Origin of the sequence: Kiloniella antarctica, assembly GCF_042682825.1 — a bacterium.
Lineage (GTDB): Bacteria > Pseudomonadota > Alphaproteobacteria > Kiloniellales > Kiloniellaceae > Kiloniella > Kiloniella antarctica.
This window is the reverse complement of the sequence record NZ_JBHUII010000008.1, coordinates 32,096-51,189: the sequence shown is the minus strand read 5'-3', so window position 1 is coordinate 51,189 and position 19,094 is coordinate 32,096. Positions and strand designations below refer to the sequence as shown.

Annotated in this window: 14 protein-coding genes; 11 read left to right on the top strand and 3 right to left on the bottom strand. The window is 46.5% G+C overall.

Going from position 1 to position 19,094, the window contains the following annotated elements:
• Nucleotides 1-100 precede the first annotated feature (100 nt).
• Nucleotides 101-1,330, bottom strand: a complete 1,230-nt coding sequence (locus ACFSKO_RS14880) for an ROK family protein (protein ID WP_380253015.1) — start codon at nucleotides 1,328-1,330, stop codon at nucleotides 101-103.
• A gap of 250 nt (nucleotides 1,331-1,580) precedes the next feature.
• Between ACFSKO_RS14880 and ACFSKO_RS14875 the strand changes: the two genes are divergently transcribed.
• The 9 genes from ACFSKO_RS14875 to ACFSKO_RS14835 all read left to right on the top strand — a co-directional run bounded on the left by ACFSKO_RS14875 (nucleotide 1,581) and on the right by ACFSKO_RS14835 (nucleotide 12,687).
• The gene (locus ACFSKO_RS14875) at nucleotides 1,581-2,690 is read left to right on the top strand and encodes a substrate-binding domain-containing protein (RefSeq protein ID WP_380253013.1); all 1,110 of its coding nucleotides are present in this window, start codon (nucleotides 1,581-1,583) and stop codon (nucleotides 2,688-2,690) included.
• A 135-nt stretch (nucleotides 2,691-2,825) separates the two neighbouring features.
• Nucleotides 2,826-3,791 (top strand): ABC transporter permease, encoded by a 966-nt coding sequence (locus ACFSKO_RS14870; RefSeq protein ID WP_380253011.1) that lies wholly within the window; start codon nucleotides 2,826-2,828, stop codon nucleotides 3,789-3,791.
• Nucleotides 3,788-4,564: an ATP-binding cassette domain-containing protein gene (locus ACFSKO_RS14865; protein ID WP_380253009.1), complete on the top strand. Its 777-nt coding sequence runs from the start codon at nucleotides 3,788-3,790 to the stop codon at nucleotides 4,562-4,564. Before ACFSKO_RS14870 ends, ACFSKO_RS14865 begins: the two co-directional genes overlap by 4 nt.
• A 73-nt stretch (nucleotides 4,565-4,637) precedes the next feature.
• Nucleotides 4,638-6,290: a glycoside hydrolase family 3 protein gene (locus ACFSKO_RS14860; RefSeq protein WP_380253007.1), complete on the top strand. Its 1,653-nt coding sequence runs from the start codon at nucleotides 4,638-4,640 to the stop codon at nucleotides 6,288-6,290.
• A gap of 175 nt (nucleotides 6,291-6,465) precedes the next feature.
• On the top strand, nucleotides 6,466-7,242 hold the full coding sequence (locus tag ACFSKO_RS14855; protein ID WP_380253005.1) for an SDR family oxidoreductase: 777 nt from the start codon (nucleotides 6,466-6,468) through the stop codon (nucleotides 7,240-7,242).
• A 287-nt stretch (nucleotides 7,243-7,529) separates the two neighbouring features.
• The gene (locus ACFSKO_RS14850; RefSeq protein WP_380253003.1) at nucleotides 7,530-9,362 is read left to right on the top strand and encodes a hypothetical protein; all 1,833 of its coding nucleotides are present in this window, start codon (nucleotides 7,530-7,532) and stop codon (nucleotides 9,360-9,362) included.
• A 21-nt stretch (nucleotides 9,363-9,383) separates the two neighbouring features.
• Entirely contained in the window at nucleotides 9,384-10,307 is a 924-nt protein-coding gene (xerD, locus tag ACFSKO_RS14845; RefSeq protein ID WP_380253001.1) for a site-specific tyrosine recombinase XerD, read from the top strand.
• A 187-nt stretch (nucleotides 10,308-10,494) separates the two neighbouring features.
• Complete coding sequence (locus ACFSKO_RS14840) at nucleotides 10,495-11,478, top strand: HpcH/HpaI aldolase/citrate lyase family protein (RefSeq protein WP_380252999.1); 984 nt, start codon at nucleotides 10,495-10,497, stop codon at nucleotides 11,476-11,478.
• A gap of 252 nt (nucleotides 11,479-11,730) precedes the next feature.
• Entirely contained in the window at nucleotides 11,731-12,687 is a 957-nt protein-coding gene (locus ACFSKO_RS14835; RefSeq protein WP_380252997.1) for an acetyl-CoA carboxylase carboxyltransferase subunit alpha, read from the top strand.
• Nucleotides 12,688-12,779: 92 nt separating this feature from the next.
• Here the strand turns inward: ACFSKO_RS14835 and ACFSKO_RS14830 are convergent, their stop codons facing one another.
• The gene (locus tag ACFSKO_RS14830) at nucleotides 12,780-14,828 is read right to left on the bottom strand and encodes a molybdopterin-containing oxidoreductase family protein (RefSeq protein ID WP_380252995.1); all 2,049 of its coding nucleotides are present in this window, start codon (nucleotides 14,826-14,828) and stop codon (nucleotides 12,780-12,782) included.
• Nucleotides 14,829-14,995: 167 nt separating this feature from the next.
• The gene (locus ACFSKO_RS14825; protein WP_380252993.1) at nucleotides 14,996-15,889 is read right to left on the bottom strand and encodes a LysR family transcriptional regulator; all 894 of its coding nucleotides are present in this window, start codon (nucleotides 15,887-15,889) and stop codon (nucleotides 14,996-14,998) included.
• Nucleotides 15,890-16,049: 160 nt separating this feature from the next.
• Here ACFSKO_RS14825 and acdA point away from each other — a divergent pair, with 160 nt between their 5' ends.
• Complete coding sequence (gene acdA / locus ACFSKO_RS14820) at nucleotides 16,050-17,333, top strand: 3-sulfinopropanoyl-CoA desulfinase (RefSeq protein WP_380252991.1); 1,284 nt, start codon at nucleotides 16,050-16,052, stop codon at nucleotides 17,331-17,333.
• A 95-nt stretch (nucleotides 17,334-17,428) separates the two neighbouring features.
• Nucleotides 17,429-19,087: a thiamine pyrophosphate-binding protein gene (locus tag ACFSKO_RS14815; RefSeq protein WP_380252990.1), complete on the top strand. Its 1,659-nt coding sequence runs from the start codon at nucleotides 17,429-17,431 to the stop codon at nucleotides 19,085-19,087.
• Nucleotides 19,088-19,094 lie beyond the last annotated feature (7 nt).

Sequence of the window (19,094 nt, the reverse complement as noted above, 5' to 3'; positions counted from 1 at the left end):
TGAAACAAAAAGAAAAGTCATGATTTCATAAAGAAATATAAGCTTTACAAGGAATAGGATCGTTTAAAAGAGAGGGCCCTTATATGCAGAGTGATTTTTATCATGGCCTGTTGTTTATCAACTCAGATAGTTTTTGGTATGGATCACCGTAACATTCACCCGCTTGATAGCTTGGGTTTTCGACGCCGAGTGCGGCAAAAACAGGAAGAGTTGCCGCACCTTTTTGTACGATCTGTTCTGCTGTTGGAGATTTTATGAGGCGTGGGACGTCTCTCTCCCCTTTTTCACTGACCGAGCGCATGAAGGGTCTTAAGTGTCGAATAATCGCTTCGAGAAACCATTCCGGCGCATCACCGCCCAATATTATTGTTTCTGGGTCATAAAGGTTTTCAAGTGAATTGATGCCTATTCTCAAGTATTCCGCATTGTTATTCAGCCAATTAAGAATGCGGGGATCGTTCATCTCGTAATTCTCGAATACATTACCGTACGGGGCGGGGAGATGAACCTCTTTTTGGAGATGCTTTGCTAGGGCATGTAGAGAAGCATAACCGTTTAAACATCCCGGATTTCCACAAGTGCAAATGGGGCCGTTTACATTAACAACAAGATGCCCGATGGATCCGGCTCTGGCAGATCTACCACGGTATATTTTTCCATCAACCATGAGGCCTGCGGTGATTTCTTGACCAACAAATAGATAAATGAAGTGATTAAAATTTCGGGCACAACCTTGAATGAATTCTGCTAAAGCAGCGGCAGCCGCTGCCGTTTCAAGCATGACGGGGAGATGAAGCTCCTCGTAAAGTCTTTTGGCGATATTTTGCGGGTTGATTACTGCGAGGGATCTGGATATTTCATTTCTATCATCAAACTCAGCCATGATAAGGCCTATACCGATAACACGGGTAATATTGGTTTGTGTTGTACGAATAAGGTCAAGACATAGGGGCTCAAGCAAGTTGAAAAGCTCGTCTTCAGTCTCGAATTTGATCCTTTTAAGTGTGTTATGGACAATATTTCCAGAAATATCACAAAGGGTTATTCCAATATGGTGGTGCTCAACTCTGAGGCCAATACTAAAAGCACCGTTTGAACAAAATTCAAGTATCCTAGAGGGCTTTCCAGCGCCATTTTTCCTAAGAGGGCCCTCTTTTATCAGGGATACCAGCAGTAGATCATCAACAAGGTTAGAGATAGTTTGCCGGGTTAGGCCTGTTCTTTTTGCGATGTCGGCACGGGACAAGGAATCACCTGTTCTTATTTCAGAGAGCACCGAGCGAAGGTTGTGGGCCTTTGCCTGCTCAAGATTTGTTCCTTTATGCGCCATGCGTTTACTTTCAGTCGTCAAGTCGATGTGAAAGCGTAATCAACCTTAAAATTGATATGGGATTCTATGTGCCATTAATTATTTTTAAAGCATGCTTTTACATAAGATATTTATATATCATTTTAATATATGTCTGTCTAATTTATTGATTTTGTTGTTAAATAACCGTGTTTGTCAAAATATTTGACAAACACGGTTATTCTCATGAAACTAAAGGGTATAACAAAACCATAATAAATGGAGAGGCAAAATGTCTGGGAAAATTATACTGAAATCTTTATTGGCGAAATCTCTATTGGTGGCATCATTTTCAATTGGTATCGGGGCAACTGTCGTTGCAGGGCCATTGGAGAGAATTGATCTTGATAAAGCGCCTGTTGGCCCTAACGGTAATGCTGCTAAATCAGCTTCGTTGATTGAGTTGAGTTCTGATGACATTGAAAAGGTAAAGTCAAATAAATATAAAGCGGCTTTGGTTTGGCACGCAACTGGCGATTGGGTTAACGCTGTTACCGAAGGAGCCAAAACGAAATTTTCGGAACTGGGAATTGAAGTGGTGGCTACGACCGATGCTCAATTTGATTCTGCACGACAGGCCAATGACGTAGAAAATGTGATGGCACTAGACCCCGATATTATTTTAACTCTTGTTGTCGATCCTGTTAGCGGTGCAGCTGCTTTTCGCCCTGCTGTTGATGGGGGAGCTAAACTGGTTTTACTGTCCAACCCCATTTCCGGATATAGCCCGAATAAGGAATATACAGGGATTGTAACCGATGACATGTATGGCATGGGAGTTGCTGCTGCTGAAATGATGAAAGAAGCGATTGGTGGGGAGGGCGAAGTTGGCTTTATCTATCATGATGCGAGCTATTTCATAACAAACAATCGAGACAATGCTTTCCGGACGGCAATTCAGGAAAAACATCCAAAGATAAAAATAGCTTCGGAAAAGGGTTTCACTGAGGAGGGGCAAACTTTTGAACTTACCTCTGCTATGTTACTGCAAAACCCTGACATAAAAGGAATTTATGTTGCTTGGGATGTTGCTGCTGAGGGAGTGGTTGAAGCTCTTCGTGCTCAGGGAAAAGAAGACGTTAAAGTTATTACCCATGACCTTGGGCAAAACAATGCCTTGGATATGATTCAACATGGCAATGTCTATGGCACAGTCGCAGATCGTCCTTATGAGATTGGTCAGGCGATGGCTATGTTAGGTGTTTACGGGCTTCTTGAAAAAGAATCCCCAGCCTTCTCTATCGTGGGTTATGACAAGGTTGTGCGTGGAAATCTTGAAAAGGTTTGGGAAACATCATTACGTAGGCCACTACCAAATAAACTAAAAGAAGCTTTGAAGTGACGTGTCCTTGGGGAGTAAGGAGGTCACGGCTTCTTTATTCCCCATTTTTTTACTACAAATTTGATGTTTTTATCTCGTGTGCTTTTCGTCTGAAATTATATCATCAGGACTGATGAGCCTTAAAAGGTATGTAAAATGACTTCCCTATCTGAAACGCGATGGCCTGTGTTTCAACGTTATATCAACCGAGAACATTTTGTTTACTATGCACTTGTCCTTGTCGTAGCATTTTTTGCGGTTGTTCTCTCTGATACGGCCTTTTTCTCGTTGCCGAATTTTATGAACATTATTCGACAAACAACTCCGATTACCTTGATGGCTGTGGGAATGACTTTTGCTCTAGCCGTCGGTCACATTGACCTTTCAGTCGGCTCTGTTGTTGCTCTATCAGCTTTGATTTGTGGTTTAATGCTTGATGTGGCGCCTTTGCCGATAGCCGTTTTAGCTGGTTTAGGCGTCGGTATGATTGCAGGCCTCATAAATGGAGTTTTGACGGAATGGCTTAGAGTTTCCTCTCTTTTGATTACACTTGGGTCAATGGGTGTGATCTCCGGTTTGGCACGGGTTTTAACAAACCTTGAATCTGTACCTATTACCAATGATACTTTTAACACCATCTTTGGCTCGGGTAGCTTTGGGGCGATATCTGTTATGTTCGTTTGGACAGCTTTCGCTTTGATCATTGGTTGGGTTGCGCTCTCGAAGACACGCTTCGGGAGCCATTTGCTAGCTGTTGGGGGCAGTCCTTCCGCGGCACGTGCTTTGGGAATTAATGTTGTCAAAGTACGCATTACCGCAATGGTTATTGCGGGAACAGCCGCCGCCATGGCTGGGATGCTCTATGCTGGTCGATTGCACGGTGCGCGTTATAGCTTGGGAGAGGCAGATCTCTTGACCGTTATTGCAGCCGTTGCAATCGGAGGGACTAGCTTGTTTGGTGGTCGTGCTTCGGTAGCAGGAGCTGTCGTTGGATCTTGGTTGATGGGAGTTATCAATAACGGTTTGATCTTATGGGGGTTTTCTACAAACGAACAGATTATCGCACGTGGATTGATTTTGATCGTTGCGGTTGCCATTGGTGTTAAGGAGGCTCGAAAATGACCAGCCAATATCATGTTCCAGACACCGCGTTAGAAGTTAATGAAGTTCACAAATCGTTTGGTGGCGTTCATGCTTTAAGGGGGGTTAGCTTTTCTATTCGCAAAGGCGAGGTTGTTGGTCTTCTCGGAGATAACGGCGCAGGTAAATCAACCTTGGTGCGATGTATTTCCGGTGTGCATCCTGCTGATAAAGGGCAAATCCTTATTAATGGTGAAGAGGCTTCTATCCATACACCACAAGATGCCCGATCTTATGGTATCGAAACAGTGTTTCAAGATCTTGCTGTTGTGCCGAACTTTGATGTTGCACGTAACCTGTTTCTTAATCGGGAAATAATTTCTAAAAATCCGATACTAAAGTTTTTCGGATGGTTAGATCAAAAAGCGATGCGAAAGCAGAGTGAAATAGCGTTAAAACGATTGAATTCTCGAATTCCCTCACTTGGGGAAGAAATTCGAAATCTTTCAGGCGGTCAACGGCAGGCTGTATCTATTGCCAGAGCTGTAAACTGGGGTGCAGATCTTGTGATCATGGATGAGCCAACCGCAGCCTTGGGTGTAGAGCAGGCCGCTCAAGTGAATAGCTTGATTAAGTTAATCAGTTCTCAAGGAGTCTCGGTGCTTTTAATCAGCCATAATGTTCAGCATGTTATGGAGGTTTGTCACAGGGCGGTTGTCCTTCGACATGGCCGTACGGCAGCAAATGTTATGATTGAAGACATTACGCCAGATGATCTTGTTGGCTTGATTACTGGGGCGAAGCGCGCCGCCTAGGATCTTGCCCTTAATTCAGAAGGGCTGATCTCTGGTGCTGGTTTAAGGTACTTAACATCTCGAGGAAATTATGATGGCAGATTTAAACTTGCTGAAAGGCAAGGGTGTTCACGTACGTCAAATTATTGAAAGAATGACCTTGGAGCAGAAGGTCGGGCAGCTATTTATGCTGGCGTTTGCAGGCAAGGATTTGGCTTATGCAAAAAAGCTTGTCGAAGAACGTTATGTAAGTGGTTTTTATATAACGCAGGATAATGCTGAGACAATGGCCGAGGCCCGGCACATGACGCAAACGTTGCAAGATGCGGCTTGTAAAACGGGAATGAATTTACCTCTTATTTTTAGTGTGGATCAAGAAGGGGCTTGGGGTGTTTTGATCTCCGAAACCGAAACAGGTCCAGGGAATTTGGCGTTGGGAGCTGCTGATGATACGGATTTAACAGCTGAAATTTATGGTATTTATGCCAAAGAAATTATGGCAAGTGGGTATAACGTAATTCTATCGCCTTGTTCTGATATTAACAGTAATCCGGATAATCCTATTATTGGCACCCGTGCTTTTGGTGAGAGTGTTGAGAAGGTTTCAAGGCATGTTGCTGCGGCAGTAAAAGGTGCTTTGGAAAACAATATTGTTTGTTGTGGGAAGCACTTTCCTGGGCACGGAGACACTGGCGAAGATAGTCACCGGTTGCTGCCAATGGTGGATCGATCTCTTGAGGACTTGCTTGTTCAAGATTTAGTGCCGTTTCAAACTGGGATTGAGGCGGGCCTGCCTATGATAATGACGTCCCACATTAATTTTCCACAAGTGGACCCTGAAAATCCCGCAACGCTTTCGTATACCATAATGACCAAGCTTCTCAGAGAACGTATGGGGTTTGAGGGGGTGATTGTAACCGATAGCATGAATATGTGGGGTATGAGAAAATACTATGATCCTGCGGAAGCTGCGATAAAGGCCCTTAAAGCTGGTTGCGATATAATCATGCTATCGGAAGAGCATTATGAACATGACCAAGAAGATTACGCTTCCAAACAAGCGGCGACGATCGATGGCGTGATACAGGCGGTATACGATGGAGAACTTGATTTAAGTGTGGTCGAAAAATCTCTGGAGAGAATTTATCAATTGCGGACACAAATTGCCGAAAACCGATCCTTAGTTTCTGTTGCAGAAGGTAATTCCGATCAAAAAACTCATCATAAAACTGCGCAAGAAGCCGCAAAAAAGGCAATTACAGTGATCAGGGATGTGCAATCACTTTGGCCTTTGAAGGGAAAAATTCTTCTCACCGGAGCAAGTGATCCTGTGGCACATGGAATGGTTGTTAATACTCGAGGCCTCGGTCCTAATGAACCTCGTGCAGCTTATGATGTTTTTTGTGAGAAATTTTGTGCAAAATATCCTTCCGTAGAAATTTTGAGCTTTGAAGATATGAACAAGCTCATTAGAGAACCAGAGGCGCTTTTTGATGATGTTACTTTGGTTTGTGTGACGGAAGATTATCCTTTGCCTGGGTTGGATTATGACGTTGAACAACAAAGAAAAATTGTAAATGACTTGGTACGATTAACAAAAGGGCGGTTGGTTGTTCTTGGTTTGAGGAGTGGTTACGAACTGCGTCATTTTCCGGATTTGAGTACTTATGTTTGCGCCTACTCGAGTAGAGCTTGTTCTGCGGAAGCGCTAGCCGATGTTGCATCTTGTATGGAACATCCGTCGTGATGTTCTTCTGGGAATAGAGTGTTACGATGGTTGCCGGTTTTATCGGATGACGCTTTTTGTTTTTAATCACAGGAAATATGTATCGTTTTCAATGATGGAGCCCTTAAGCTTATAACTTTCAAAAAGCAATTTTTGCGGATGGGAAAGCAGGGAGTTGTGGGCATTGGGAAATGAATTGAAAAATTATCGGGTCTTAGTCACAGCTGGTGCTGCTGGGATCGGGCGAGCTACGGCTGAGGCTTTTTTGGCAAAGGGAGCCAGAGTTCATATCTGCGATATTGACCAGACAGCTTTGGATGGATTTTTGCCCGTAGCTTCAAAGCAGGGCCTTTTGTCGAAGAGTCTTTTGGATGTAACAGATGAGGTTGGTATCACCACTCTTTTCGAACAATTAACAAAAGAGTTTGGCAGGCTTGATGTGTTGGTTAATAACGCTGGGATCTCTGGTCCAGCAGGCGCCCTGGAAACGCTGAATTATGCCGAATGGCAAAAATGTATTTCCGTTAATGTCGATTCACAGTTCTTATTTTCACGCGCCGCGATCCCAATGATGAAGACGCAAAAAAGTGGATCGATCATCAACCTCTCTTCTACAGCCGGTATGTTTGGCTTTCCCCTTCGAACACCTTATGCCGCTGCTAAATGGGCGGTTATTGGTCTTACAAAAAGTATGGCGATGGAACTTGGTCCTTATGGAATACGGGTTAATGCCGTTGCGCCGGGTTCCGTTTCTGGCCCCCGCATGGATCGGGTGATCAGTGCAACAGCACAAGCACAGGGGCTTTCAGGTGATGAGGTCAGATCTCAGTTTGAACACCAAGTATCAATGAGGACGTTTGTCTCGCCAGAAGATATCGCAAACATAATTGTGTTTGCGTGTTCCCCTAGTGGTAACAAAATCTCTGGCCAGGTTTTGGCTGTGGACGGTCACACAGAAGGGCTTTCTAGTTAGGTTTAGAAGGCGTGATCTATAGAAACAAAGAGATTTGAATTCAACAGGTTGTTTACAGATTGGGGGCTTGGTTTTAGACTGTCCCAATCTCGCCATACTCTAGTGATAGATCTGGGGAGTATAAGAATTATTTTTGACCCCTTAGATAGAGTTAACCTAGCATCCCATGCAGAAATTTGGCCTTTTTTTAGTCGTTGTCCTTATCGGTGCTTTGCTTGCCGGGGGCGTTTTCCTTTTGACATGGGACATTCCGGCACCTTCGTCCAAGGTGGAAAAGGTAATTCCCAATGATCGTCTCACGAAATAATATGATTTGGCATTTCTCAAAATACTTTCTAATGGGAACAGCGTTGACGCTTTCCATAGGAATGTCGGGCGAAATTACCTTTGGGGGATTTTCGAGTTCCGCATTGGCGCAAACTCAGTTAATCCCTGAGCAGCCAACGTCTGTTTTGCCCTTGATTGAGAGTGTCCCGAGTACGGTTCCGAACGCGGCGATTGAAACTGAAACCATTAGTTCTGGTGGAATACAGGTCAATAGCCTTGGAGGACTGGATTTAGATACTATTGGCACACTTAGCCCGGATCAAGGCGGATTTGGCTATGATATGTGGCGCCAAAGCTCTCTCCAAGACGTGTATGCGTTGATATCACATATGCCTGTTCGCTATAGTTCGTCTGTTGGAAACTCTTTGGCCCAGAGACTTCTTCTTTCAAGCGCAGGCCGTCCCTTGGATGATAAGCCACTCAAAGCGGATCAGAGCTTGCTTTCGCTTCGTATAGAAAAGCTTGGTGAACTTGGTGCTTATACGGATTTGGATAACCTTTTTCAGCGTGTGCCCTCACGTTCTGATACAGAAAAGCAAGCCATACTCCGAAGTGATACGCTCTTGATGGTAGGCAAAGCCACTGAAGCCTGTCAGGTCATCCAAAATATGTCCTCGACAGGGAAAGACAGTTATTGGATTCAGGGAATGATTTACTGTCATTTCTTGCAAAAACAAGTTGATCAAGCTCTTCTGGGTTTGGACTTGCTAGGGGAAACCGGAGCTACACCTGATCCTTTATTTCAAGAACTTGTATTGGCTGCTTCAGGTGTTGATATCAAACTAAGTGGCAAAAGTGCAGGAAGTGTTGAGCCTCTACATTGGGCGTTGTCTCGAATATCAAACAAATTCATCCCTTTGGAATTGGATAATTTCCTTAATCCTGGTGTTCGTATTGCCATGATTGTTGCAGAAGATTACCCGCTTGATCGTCGAGTTGTTGCGGCAGAAAATGCTGTCACAAGTGGCGAAATTGATGCTGTTAATCTTGTGAATTTATACAGTCGCTTTGAATTTTCGCCAGAAGAGCTCGACAGTGTTGTCGATGGTAAAATTAATCGGGATGGTGCTGAAGCGCGAGCACTTTTCCTTCAGGCCGCACAGCTCCAAAGTGTTCCTGCCGCGCGCGCAGAGATCATCAAGACCGCTCTTGATCATGCAGACAATGATGGTTTGTCTTTGTTGATGACACGCGTGATTTCAGGACTGGTTGGAGAAATTCCGCCTTCTGCTGATCTAACCTGGTTTGCTTTACCTGCAGGGCGGGTACTCTATGTGACAGGAAAAACACAGAAAGCGGATGCTTGGTTGATGTTGGCGCGTCAATATATGTTAAGCGAACAATCCGCGGCCGCAAGTATTACGGCGCTTTGGCCTTATGCTAGATTGTCAGGTCTTGAAGGCGGAGAACGCTACGGTACTTTGAAAGGTTGGGCCTCTGCTCAGGCAGAAGTTGGACCTGAAGTCCTAAATCAACAATTGGTCTTGTTACGAAGTTGCATGCAGGCTCTTGGCGAGACGGCAAGATTAAGCTGGGGAGAGCTGGCTTCTCTCGAAATTTCCTCGCCCGGTCTAGCACCTTCTGCTGCGCTGCTTTATGCACTTAAGGACGCCCAAAATGGCAACCGACTGGCTGAAATAGTGTTGTTGAGCTTGATCATCCTTGGGGAAGAAGGCCCCGGGGATACGCATAGTCTTGCTCTGAGCAGTGTTGTGGAAGCGCTTTATTCTGTCGGTCTGCAAGACGAAGCAAGAGCCCTTGCGATCGAAGCGATGATGCTCAGCGGAATTTGATCGACGTCAGGGGAGGGTAAAATGTCTGGTGGCACCCAAATTACCCTCTTTTTGGAGATGATGGCAGCGGAACGAGGGGCAAGTTTAAACACCCTGCAGGCGTACCAACGTGATCTTGTGCGGTTTGCTGATTTCTTGAAAGCGCTTGGACTTAAGCCAGAGAGAGCGAAACCTTCGGACATCCGAAATTATCTTGAGGACTTAACGGCCGAAGACTTAAGCCCACGCACACAGGCCAGACACCTTTCCAGCCTCAAACAGTATTTTTTGTTTCTGATGGAAGAGGGCTTGCGTCGGGACAATCCCGTTGCTGAAATTGACGCGCCGAAGATGGGGCAATCATTACCCAAATTTCTCTCGGTTGCAGATACAGAAAAATTGCTGGAAACCGCACGGGACGTTCAAGATAAAGAAGGCCTGCGCCTGCATGCTTTAGTTGAAATTTTGTATGCAACAGGGTTGCGTGTCACTGAGCTGGTGTCATTAAAAGTATCGCAAACACAACGAGATCCTCGTATACTGACGGTGCGGGGAAAAGGAAATAAGGAACGGTTGGTTCCTTTGAGTCCGACAGCCAGAGAAGCGCTGGACAGCTATATTGAACTGCGTTGGAATTTCTTATCAGCCAGCGATCAAAAACAGAACCAAGACGCTGGGTGGCTCTTTCCTTCCCGAGGAGCAAGTGGGTATTTAACCCGGCATAGAGTTGGGCAACTTTTGAAAGAGCTCGCGATAAGAAGCGGCATTGATCCTAAAAAAATATCACCCCATATACTTCGGCACGCTTTTGCGACGCATCTATTGGAAAATGGAGCCGATTTGCGGTCGGTCCAAAAAATGTTGGGTCACTCTGATATTTCTACGACCCAAATCTATACTCATGTTCTGCAAGATCGGTTGCAGCGCCTTGTTCTGGATCATCATCCCCTGTCTACAAAGGTTTAAAACACCTTTTTTGTGGATGGCTTGGCGTCTTTTGAACCCGGTTATTATAATTTTACTAAATTTTTGTCTCTGATATCGGATTGGCCGGGTGGGGTTTTTCCGTTGTCTGGTTGACAGATGAAAAGACTGAAGTCAAAGTCTATGCTGCAGCGCACAATAAAAATAAAATGCAACATGGGAGTAGGAAATGAGCTTTACGATTCCAGAAGAGGTAACATCTCGTTTAAATCGCAGTGAATTGGCCGTTCCGGGGAGCAATTCAGCTTTGTTTGAAAAGGCCGCAGCATCAAAGGCGGATGTCATTTTTCTGGACCTTGAGGACGCAGTTGCTCCTGATGATAAAGAACAAGCACGTAAGAATGTTATTGAGGCCATCAACGACATTGATTGGGGCAACAAAACACTCTCTGTCAGAATCAACGGGCTCGATACCCCTTATATGTACCGGGATGTAATCGATATTATGGAACAGGCGGGTGAACGCCTTGATCTTATCATGATTCCCAAGGTAGGTACTGCTTCGGATGTCTATGCGCTTGACATGCTGTGCACGCAAATCGAAGCAGCTAAAGGACGTAAGAAACCTGTTGGCTTTGAGATGATCATTGAAACGGCATTGGGAATGCAAAATATCAATGAAATTGCGGCGTCTTCTAAACGAAATGAAAGCCTACATTTTGGCGTAGCTGACTACGCGGCCTCAACCAAAGCTCGGACAACAGGAATTGGCGGTCCCAATCCTATGTATGGTGTGCTTACCGATATTGATGGTGATATTCCACGTGATTTCCACTGGGGAGACATGTGGCACTATGCTATTGCCCGGATGGTGGTGGCGGCGCGAGCCAATGGATTACGTCCCATTGATGGACCCTTTGGTGATTATTCAGACCCTAATGGTTTTAAAGCCCAGGCCAATCGCGCTGCCATACTTGGGTGTGAAGGTAAGTGGGCCATTCACCCTAGCCAGATTGGAATTGCCAATGAGGTCAATAGTCCCTCAGATGCAGAGGTGACCAAAGCCAATAGAATACTGGAGGCGATGGAAGAAGCACAGCGTGATGGAAAGGGCGCAGTCTCTCTTGATGGTCGATTGATTGATCTCGCATCCATTCGTCAAGCGACGGTTCTTGTCGATAAAGCCAAAGAAATTGCTGCCGCAGAGGGGTGAACTTAAGTTGGCTAAATACAGGCGACGGATTTACGTCGTCTGTATTGCCTTCGTTGGGCTGAGATTGTGATATATGAACATCGGTAATGCCGCAGGTTTTCTAATATGCCCCCTCGTACGCTCATAGGTGTGTTCATCAGGACTCTTCTGCTGATGTCTTTTCTATAACAAAGCTTGAATATCTTCTTTTGCCGGTGGGTATTATTCACTATATTTGTTGACTGATTCTCACTGTGTGATAGACAACGTTTTATGCAAAATTTCCTAGATTTCGAAAAACCAATCGCCGAACTCGCTGGCAAGATTGAAGGCTTGCGACATTTGTCCGACAGCAGCAGTGATGTAAATATCGCTGAAGAAGTTTCCAAACTGGAAGCTAAAGCGGATAAACTGTTGCGCCAGACCTACACCAAGCTCAGTGCATGGCAGAAGACTCTTGTGGCCCGTCATCCCGATCGCCCACATTGCAAAGATTATATTGCAGAGCTGATTAAAGATTACACGCCTTTGGCAGGTGATCGTGCCTTTGCTGAAGATTTTGCGATTTTAGGCGGAATTGGCCGTTTTCGTGGACAATCCGTTGTTGTGATTGGTCAGGAAAAAGGTGCAGATATGCACAGCCGGGTCAAACATAATTTCGGCATGGCGCGTCCTGAAGGCTACCGTAAGGCGCAACGTCTTATGGATATGGCAGAACGTTTTGACCTTCCTGTGATTACCCTGATTGATACTGCGGGTGCATATCCTGGTGTTGGTGCTGAAGAACGTGGCCAGTCAGAAGCGATTGCCCGTAGCATTGAAAAATGCCTTGGGATTAAAGTTCCTCTCGTTTCAGCTGTTATTGGTGAAGGTGGTTCAGGTGGCGCGATTGCTCTTGCCGCTGCAAACCGGATTTTGATGCTTGAGCACTCGATCTATTCCGTTATTTCACCAGAAGGCTGTGCTTCCATTCTTTGGCGCTCTGGTGATCAGGCCAAAGAAGCAGCTGAAGCATTGAAATTGACCGCACAGGATCTTGAGAAACTGGGTGTGATTGATGAAATCATTGCTGAGCCTATGGGTGGAGCACACAGAGCTAAAAAAGATTGTATGAACGCTCTGGGTGACAGTATTGAAAAGTATCTCAAGGAATTGATGGCTTATGATGGTGCGGAATTACGCCAAAAGCGCCGAGATAAGTTCCTCGAAATGGGGCAAAACGGTCTTTAAATTAAGCTATTTTCTCTGAATCAAAAAGGGGCACCGCTGGGTGCTCCTTTTTGATTCTAGTCGAATTCCTTAACATAACCATTGTTCGATCTTTAAATGGTTTCTATATCAACAAAGGTATCGTTGTAGCAGGCACCGCCCATAATATCGGCTCTTAAGTCGGCATTAATCAGAGCGTTGACTGTTTGGTTGGTTCCACTTGATCCAAGCCAGGTACCTTTTGGGGAATAAATTATCGCAGGCTTCACTTTATCTGTGATGCTTGCTATGAGATAGACCTCACCTTGGTCATTCCAGATCCTGACTTTATCACCTTCTTTGATCTTTCGCTGGTTGGCATCGGCAGGGTTGATTTCCAGTACTTCTGAGCCCATTGATTCCCGGTTTCCACCAAACGTAGCATTGGTTCGCTTGCTGGATGAAGGGCTGATCAAGGTGAGTGGATAGGATTGAGGAACCACTTGGTATCTTGGTAGCCCATAGCCAAACCGTTCCTCCAAATCTGCAGAGAAGAGCTCAATCTTCCCAGTTGTTGTGTCTGGAAACACTGTTTTGCACATAATGAGCTCTTGATCGTTTTCTGCGGTCATGGGCAGGGAATGTTCAAGTGAGATCGAGCTAGGGCGTATACCCTTCATTTGAGGGGCTTGTGGATCGTAGGCATCATCCATTAATTGGTAATCATCCGCTTTGAAGGTCGGATCGTCCATACCAAATTTTTCAGCCAATCGCCGGAAGATCTCGGTATTTGGTAACGAGGAACCCACCGTTGGTATTACGGGTTCTGCTCTTTGTAAGTGGGCTTGCCCGTAAGCAGCATAAATATCTGGGAACTCAAAGTGGCTGGATGCAGGTAATATGACATCGGCATAGGCCATGCTGTCATTCATCTCTATATCACACCCTACGATGAAAATATCTTCGCGGCTTAGGGCTCGACGCATTCTGTTTTGATCAGGATGGGTACATACCGGGTTATGGTTGTAAATAAACACTGCCTTGATCGGTGGAGCCAAGCTGTCGTCAAGGATATGTTTTGCTACATCGACAATGTTGAGCATTCTTGTGCTCTCTGGGGCTAAATCGGGCCGCCTTAATTTGTCGGAGGTAGAGGGGAAGGCGAGGCCTTGCTTGGCGATGATCCCGGCACCTGGACGCCCCATGTTTCCGCTCAGAACTTGAAGGGCCATGGCGGCACGAATTGAGGAGCCACCGTTGCGTCCTCTCTCAGCACCATTTCCTACGGACATTGCGACGTTTTCTGCTTTGGTGTAGTGGTTCAAAAAATCCTCAATTTGTTCGAGAGGTACCTGACAGATGTTTGCAGCATCTTGCAAAGAATATTCACGGGCGGCATTCATATAGGCTTCGTAGCCAAAGACCCAACGCTCAACAAATTCTTTGTCGATAGTATTACGTTTTTCAAGTTCAGCAGCCAGCGCTTGAAAAAATACGATATCGGTTCCGGGTTTGATCTGTATGTAGAGATCAGCTTGTTCTGCAATCTTGATTCTCTTGGGATCAATGACAATCAATTTAGCGCCATTTTTCTTGGCAGCTTTGATGCTTCGAGCAAGGTGGAGATTGGATACCGTAACGTTATTACTGGCAATGACCAGAAGATCGGATTTTTCAGCTTGTTCTGGTTCCATGCCAGGGGCGTTGCCAAAGAGGCTGGTATAAGCAGCTCCCCTTACGGCACCACAAAGCGGTCCTCTGTCGAGCTGTGTTGCGCCCAATTTATGGAAGAACCTGAAATCCATAGATCCTCCGGCAAGCTGCCCATGGGGACCTGCGTAATTGAAGGGCAGAACAGATTCCGGGCCATGGTTTTCTATCGCCTGTGTTAATCCGTCATGTACACGGTCAAGGGCTTCTTCCCAACTGATAGGGCTGTATTTTAAGGACCCGCGAGGTCCGGTTCGAAGGAGAGGAGTGGTTAGGCGGCGTTCGCCGTGGATGAAATCAGGATAATAACTCGAAACCTTCTTGCAGATAGCCCCGGCTGTGTAGGGGTTGGCTTTTGATCCCCGTACTTCCAGAATATTATTGCCATCGGTTAGGACGGATAGACTGCAAGTATCCGGGCAATCGAGAGGGCAGACACTTGGTTTTTCTTCTAAGGTTGCTGACGTTGTCATCTGGGTACTGGCTCCATGCGCTTTTTATCAAGCGACTATTATTCTTATCCTGAAAAATTTCCAATTCCACCTAAGGAAGGAATGTTATCAGCATAGAGCCAATTTTTCGGTTACGTAGATCCGTTTTTAAGAAGCAGGTGGGGCCACTTCAATTTTATTTTGAGATGTTATGGATTTGTTACTAACGCATCTTTGAGAATTTCAGCTAAAGCACGGGTTAGGTCTGGTCTTTGCCCGCGGTGCTTTTCAACAAGGGAGACTTTCCTTGTCACGGGGGGGCTTCCAAAGGGGCGAACAAGTAGATCTGAGTTTTCGGTGAGGCTGCTTTCTGGAATGATCGCGGCTCCCAATCCCTTGGCGACCATGCGTTGAATGGCTTCGAGGGAATCGAGCTCCATTATTTCGCGCAAGTTGGCCCCTCTCGTTCGCAGATGATGCTCAATGATCCGCCCAACCCCGGTCAGATGGTTGAAACGTACAAAGGGAAGGTGATCAAGCAGGGTAATGTCGCCATCTTTGGTTTTAGCAATTTTCTCGTTCGCCTTATTTTTTTGCGCAATAACGACAAGACGTTCTTCCCGCAGGAGGGTGGGCTTGAGTGCGTCATCCAAACGTTGGGCCTGGGTGATAATAATACAATCGAACTTCCCCTGAAGCAGCTCTCTGGTTAGCTCAGTGCTTAGGCCACTTTCCAAACGGATTTGCAACCTGGGGTGCTTTTGTCCCAGGCGTGCCAAGGCTTCTGGTAAAAAAGATGTCGTTGCGCTTGGGATTGCCCCCAATCGAAGAAGACCTGACAGATCGTCTTGGTTTGACCCGGCTTCAGCGAGTGAATCATACAGATTGATGATTTCCTGAGCCTTTTCCAACAGGCGTAAGCCTGTGGGGTTGAGATCAGGGGGACGACGGCTTCTGTCGAAGAGTTCTGTTTGTAGTTCTTCTTCGAGGGCCTTCATCTGCATGCTGACGGCTGAATGGGTCAGACCCATACGCTCTGCGGCGGCTTGAAAACTGCCCGCTTTCGATATTTCCAGCAAAGCCCGGAGGTGGCGAATACCCATGGTACCTTCAATTAGTGTAAATATTATTGAAGTAAGAAGTTATTTTAATTCGTTTGATTTGAAGAAAGCAAGCGCGAGATAATGAAACTGTCAAAAAGAGACAATACCTAACCTATAACTCGGCTATAACTTGCCTATAACTCTGTGGAGTATAAAGCCCATGCTTGCGGACCTTGATCGTATTACGGCACGTGAAAATGCTGACCTTAACGAGAAATCATGTGCTTCTCGTTTGGAAAGTATTCGAGAACGCGCGCGCGATCTTGCGCAAAATGTCTTCGGGCCTCGGGCGGCTTCTATTGATAAAGCCGAAATTTATCCTTGGGAGAACTGCTTTGCTCTGAGAGATGCGGGCTTTATGGGAATGACAATACCCAAAGCATATGGTGGCCAAGGTCTGGGATACCGGGAAGCTGTTGTCCTTGTTGAAGAAGTATCAAAAGCCTGTGGCGTTACAGGACGGATCGCAGTTGAGGCGAACATGGGCGCTGTTGGCGCAATCATGGCTTATGGCTCGGAAAAACAAAAAAAAATTGCTGCCGAATTGGTGCTGGAGGGAGATAAACCCGCCATATGTATCACGGAACCAGAAAGTGGATCCGCGGCAACAGATATGACGACACGTGCCGATAAGGTTGGCGACGGTTATATCCTAAATGGTAAAAAACACTGGATTACTGGTGGTGGCGTTTCCAGGTTACATCTCATTTTCGCACAGGTTTTTGAGAACGATGAACCTCAAGGTATCGCGGGTTTTATCGTGGTAAGAGGAGAACCTGGGGCAGAGGGACTGTCAATTGGTAAACGAGAGCCGACTATGGGCCTTCGCGGTATTCCGGAAACAGAGGTCTATCTTCGTGATCTTCATGTTCCGGCCGACATGCTGCTGCAGCCTCCTTCCGGCATTAGAAAGGGCTTCGGTGATCTGATGACGGCCTATAACGGTCAGCGGGTTGGGGCTGCGGCTGTCGCACTTGGTTTGGCAGTCGGCGCTTATGATCAGGCTGAGGCTTTTATTCAACAACGCGAACAGTTCGGGCGTCCGATTTGTGAGTTTCAGGGGCTTCAGTGGATGCTTGCGGATATGGCTGTGCAAATAAGTGCGGCGCGCGCCTTGATAAATGAGGCCGTAAACGGAACAGGTTTTCCCGATAAAATGAAAGCTGCACAAGCCAAGCTCTTTACCTCTGAAATGGCGGTTAAGGTTACCAATGATGCCCTGCAAATGCATGGTGCCGCGGGCTATTCTCGTAATAATCCAGTTGAACGCATGGTGCGTGATGCCCGGATGTTCACCATTGGTGGGGGCACAGCACAAGTTCTCAGAAATGTGATCGCTTCGGACCTTTTGGGGCGTAAATTCCCGCAGACAAGAGAGGGTTATATGGCGTATCCTGCCAGCAAATCGCCTGTTGATACTCTGCGTGAGAAAGTAGAAAAGTAACTGTCCTTGTTACTCTCTTTGAGTATCCCTTATGCGATGATGTCTTGAATTTCTAATCTGCTTGTTCCTCTCAATGGAAACAGGCAGGTATAGGTGTGTGTCGTAACCCATTTGAAAGTACGCTTATGAGCTTAACCGCTGCTGATATACTGGCCCAACGTCTCTTTGATGCGGGGTGCCGCCATGCCTTTGGTATCCCCGGTGGGGAAGTGCTGAGTGTGATGCATGCTTTGGATCATGCCGGGCTGGAAGTGGTTTTGACCAAACATGAAAACGGTGCGGGCTTTATGGCTGAGGGGACCTATCACCGAACCGGAGCGCCGGGGGTTCTCTTTGCGACTTTGGGGCCGGGAATGGCCAATGCTTACAATGTCATTGCCAATGCCTACCAAGATCGGGTCCCGCTGGTGTTCTTGACCGGGAAGGTCGATGATCTGGATGCTGTCAGTTACACGCATCAGGTTTTTGATCATGCGAAGGCACTTGAGCCCGTTGTAAAAGGGAGTTTTACGCTGGTGGATGGGGCGGTTGATCGTATTGTGGACAAGGCTTTGTCGTTGGCGCAATCGGGTAGGCCCGGCCCTGTGCATATTGATGTGCCAATTTCCTTGGCTGCGAAGGTTCAGGAAAATGCCGTTAAGTTATGGCAGCCATCCTATCTTCCTTCAGCGCCTGCCGAGAGCGCAGAGTTCAAATCGGTTCGGGAGAAACTCTCGCAATCCAAACGCCCCCTTGCCGTTCTTGGCTTGGAGATTTTAAGTGAAGGCTGCGAGGCTGAAGTTCGAGAGTTTTTACTTAAGCACGGTATTCCCTCTGTCGCGACGTACAAGGCAAAGGGAGTTATTCCTGATGATCACGCTCTGTCACTTGGCGGTGCGGGTCTTTCTCCAAAGGCGGACAAGACTATCTTGCCCTTGGTCGAGCAAAGCGATTGCCTGCTGCTTATTGGCTATGACCCAATTGAGATGCGTCACGGTTGGCAGGATGTATGGCAACCTGGAAAACAGTTTGTTGCCGAATTTACGCTTGAGCCGAATTTACATGGCATGCATCGGGCGAGTTATACTTTTTCAGGGTCGATTGCGCCTTCCCTTACGGCGCTGGATAGCGGTCTCTCTCTTGGCACGGTTTGGGACAACGATGAAATCTCTTTAGCAAAAGCTGCGTTGAACTCTGCCTTTCCAAGTGATGAAGAATGGGGACCTGCTGCGATTGTTGATGAAGTGCGCAAGGCAATGCCGGATCATGGGGTTGCATCGGTTGATTCCGGAGCCCACCGCATTTTGCAAAGTCAACTCTGGGTGTGTCGTGAACCTCATACCCTGATCCAGTCCAGTGCTCTGTGTACAATGGGTTGTGCGTTGCCACTCGCAATGGGGGCAAAGGTTGCATCCCCGGATGTACCTGTCGTCGCTTTTACGGGCGATGCAGGTCTGGAGATGATTCTGGGAGAACTCTCAACATTGAGAGACTTAAAGCTGCCTGTGGTCGTAGTTGTCTTCGTGGATCGTTCTCTTGCACTTATCGAGCTAAAGCAGCGGGGCAGCGGGCGCGAAAATCTGGCTGTCGATTTCGGAAGCACAGATTTTGGCGGAACCGATTTTGCTGCTTTGGCTCAAGCAATGGGCGGTAGAGGTCTAAACGCGTGTAGCCGGGCGGAAATGGTTTCTGCTTTGGATGGTGCGTTTGAAGGTGAAAAATTTACTCTGATTGCTGCGCATATCGACCGTGAATCCTACGACGGTAAGTTTTAAACTTAAG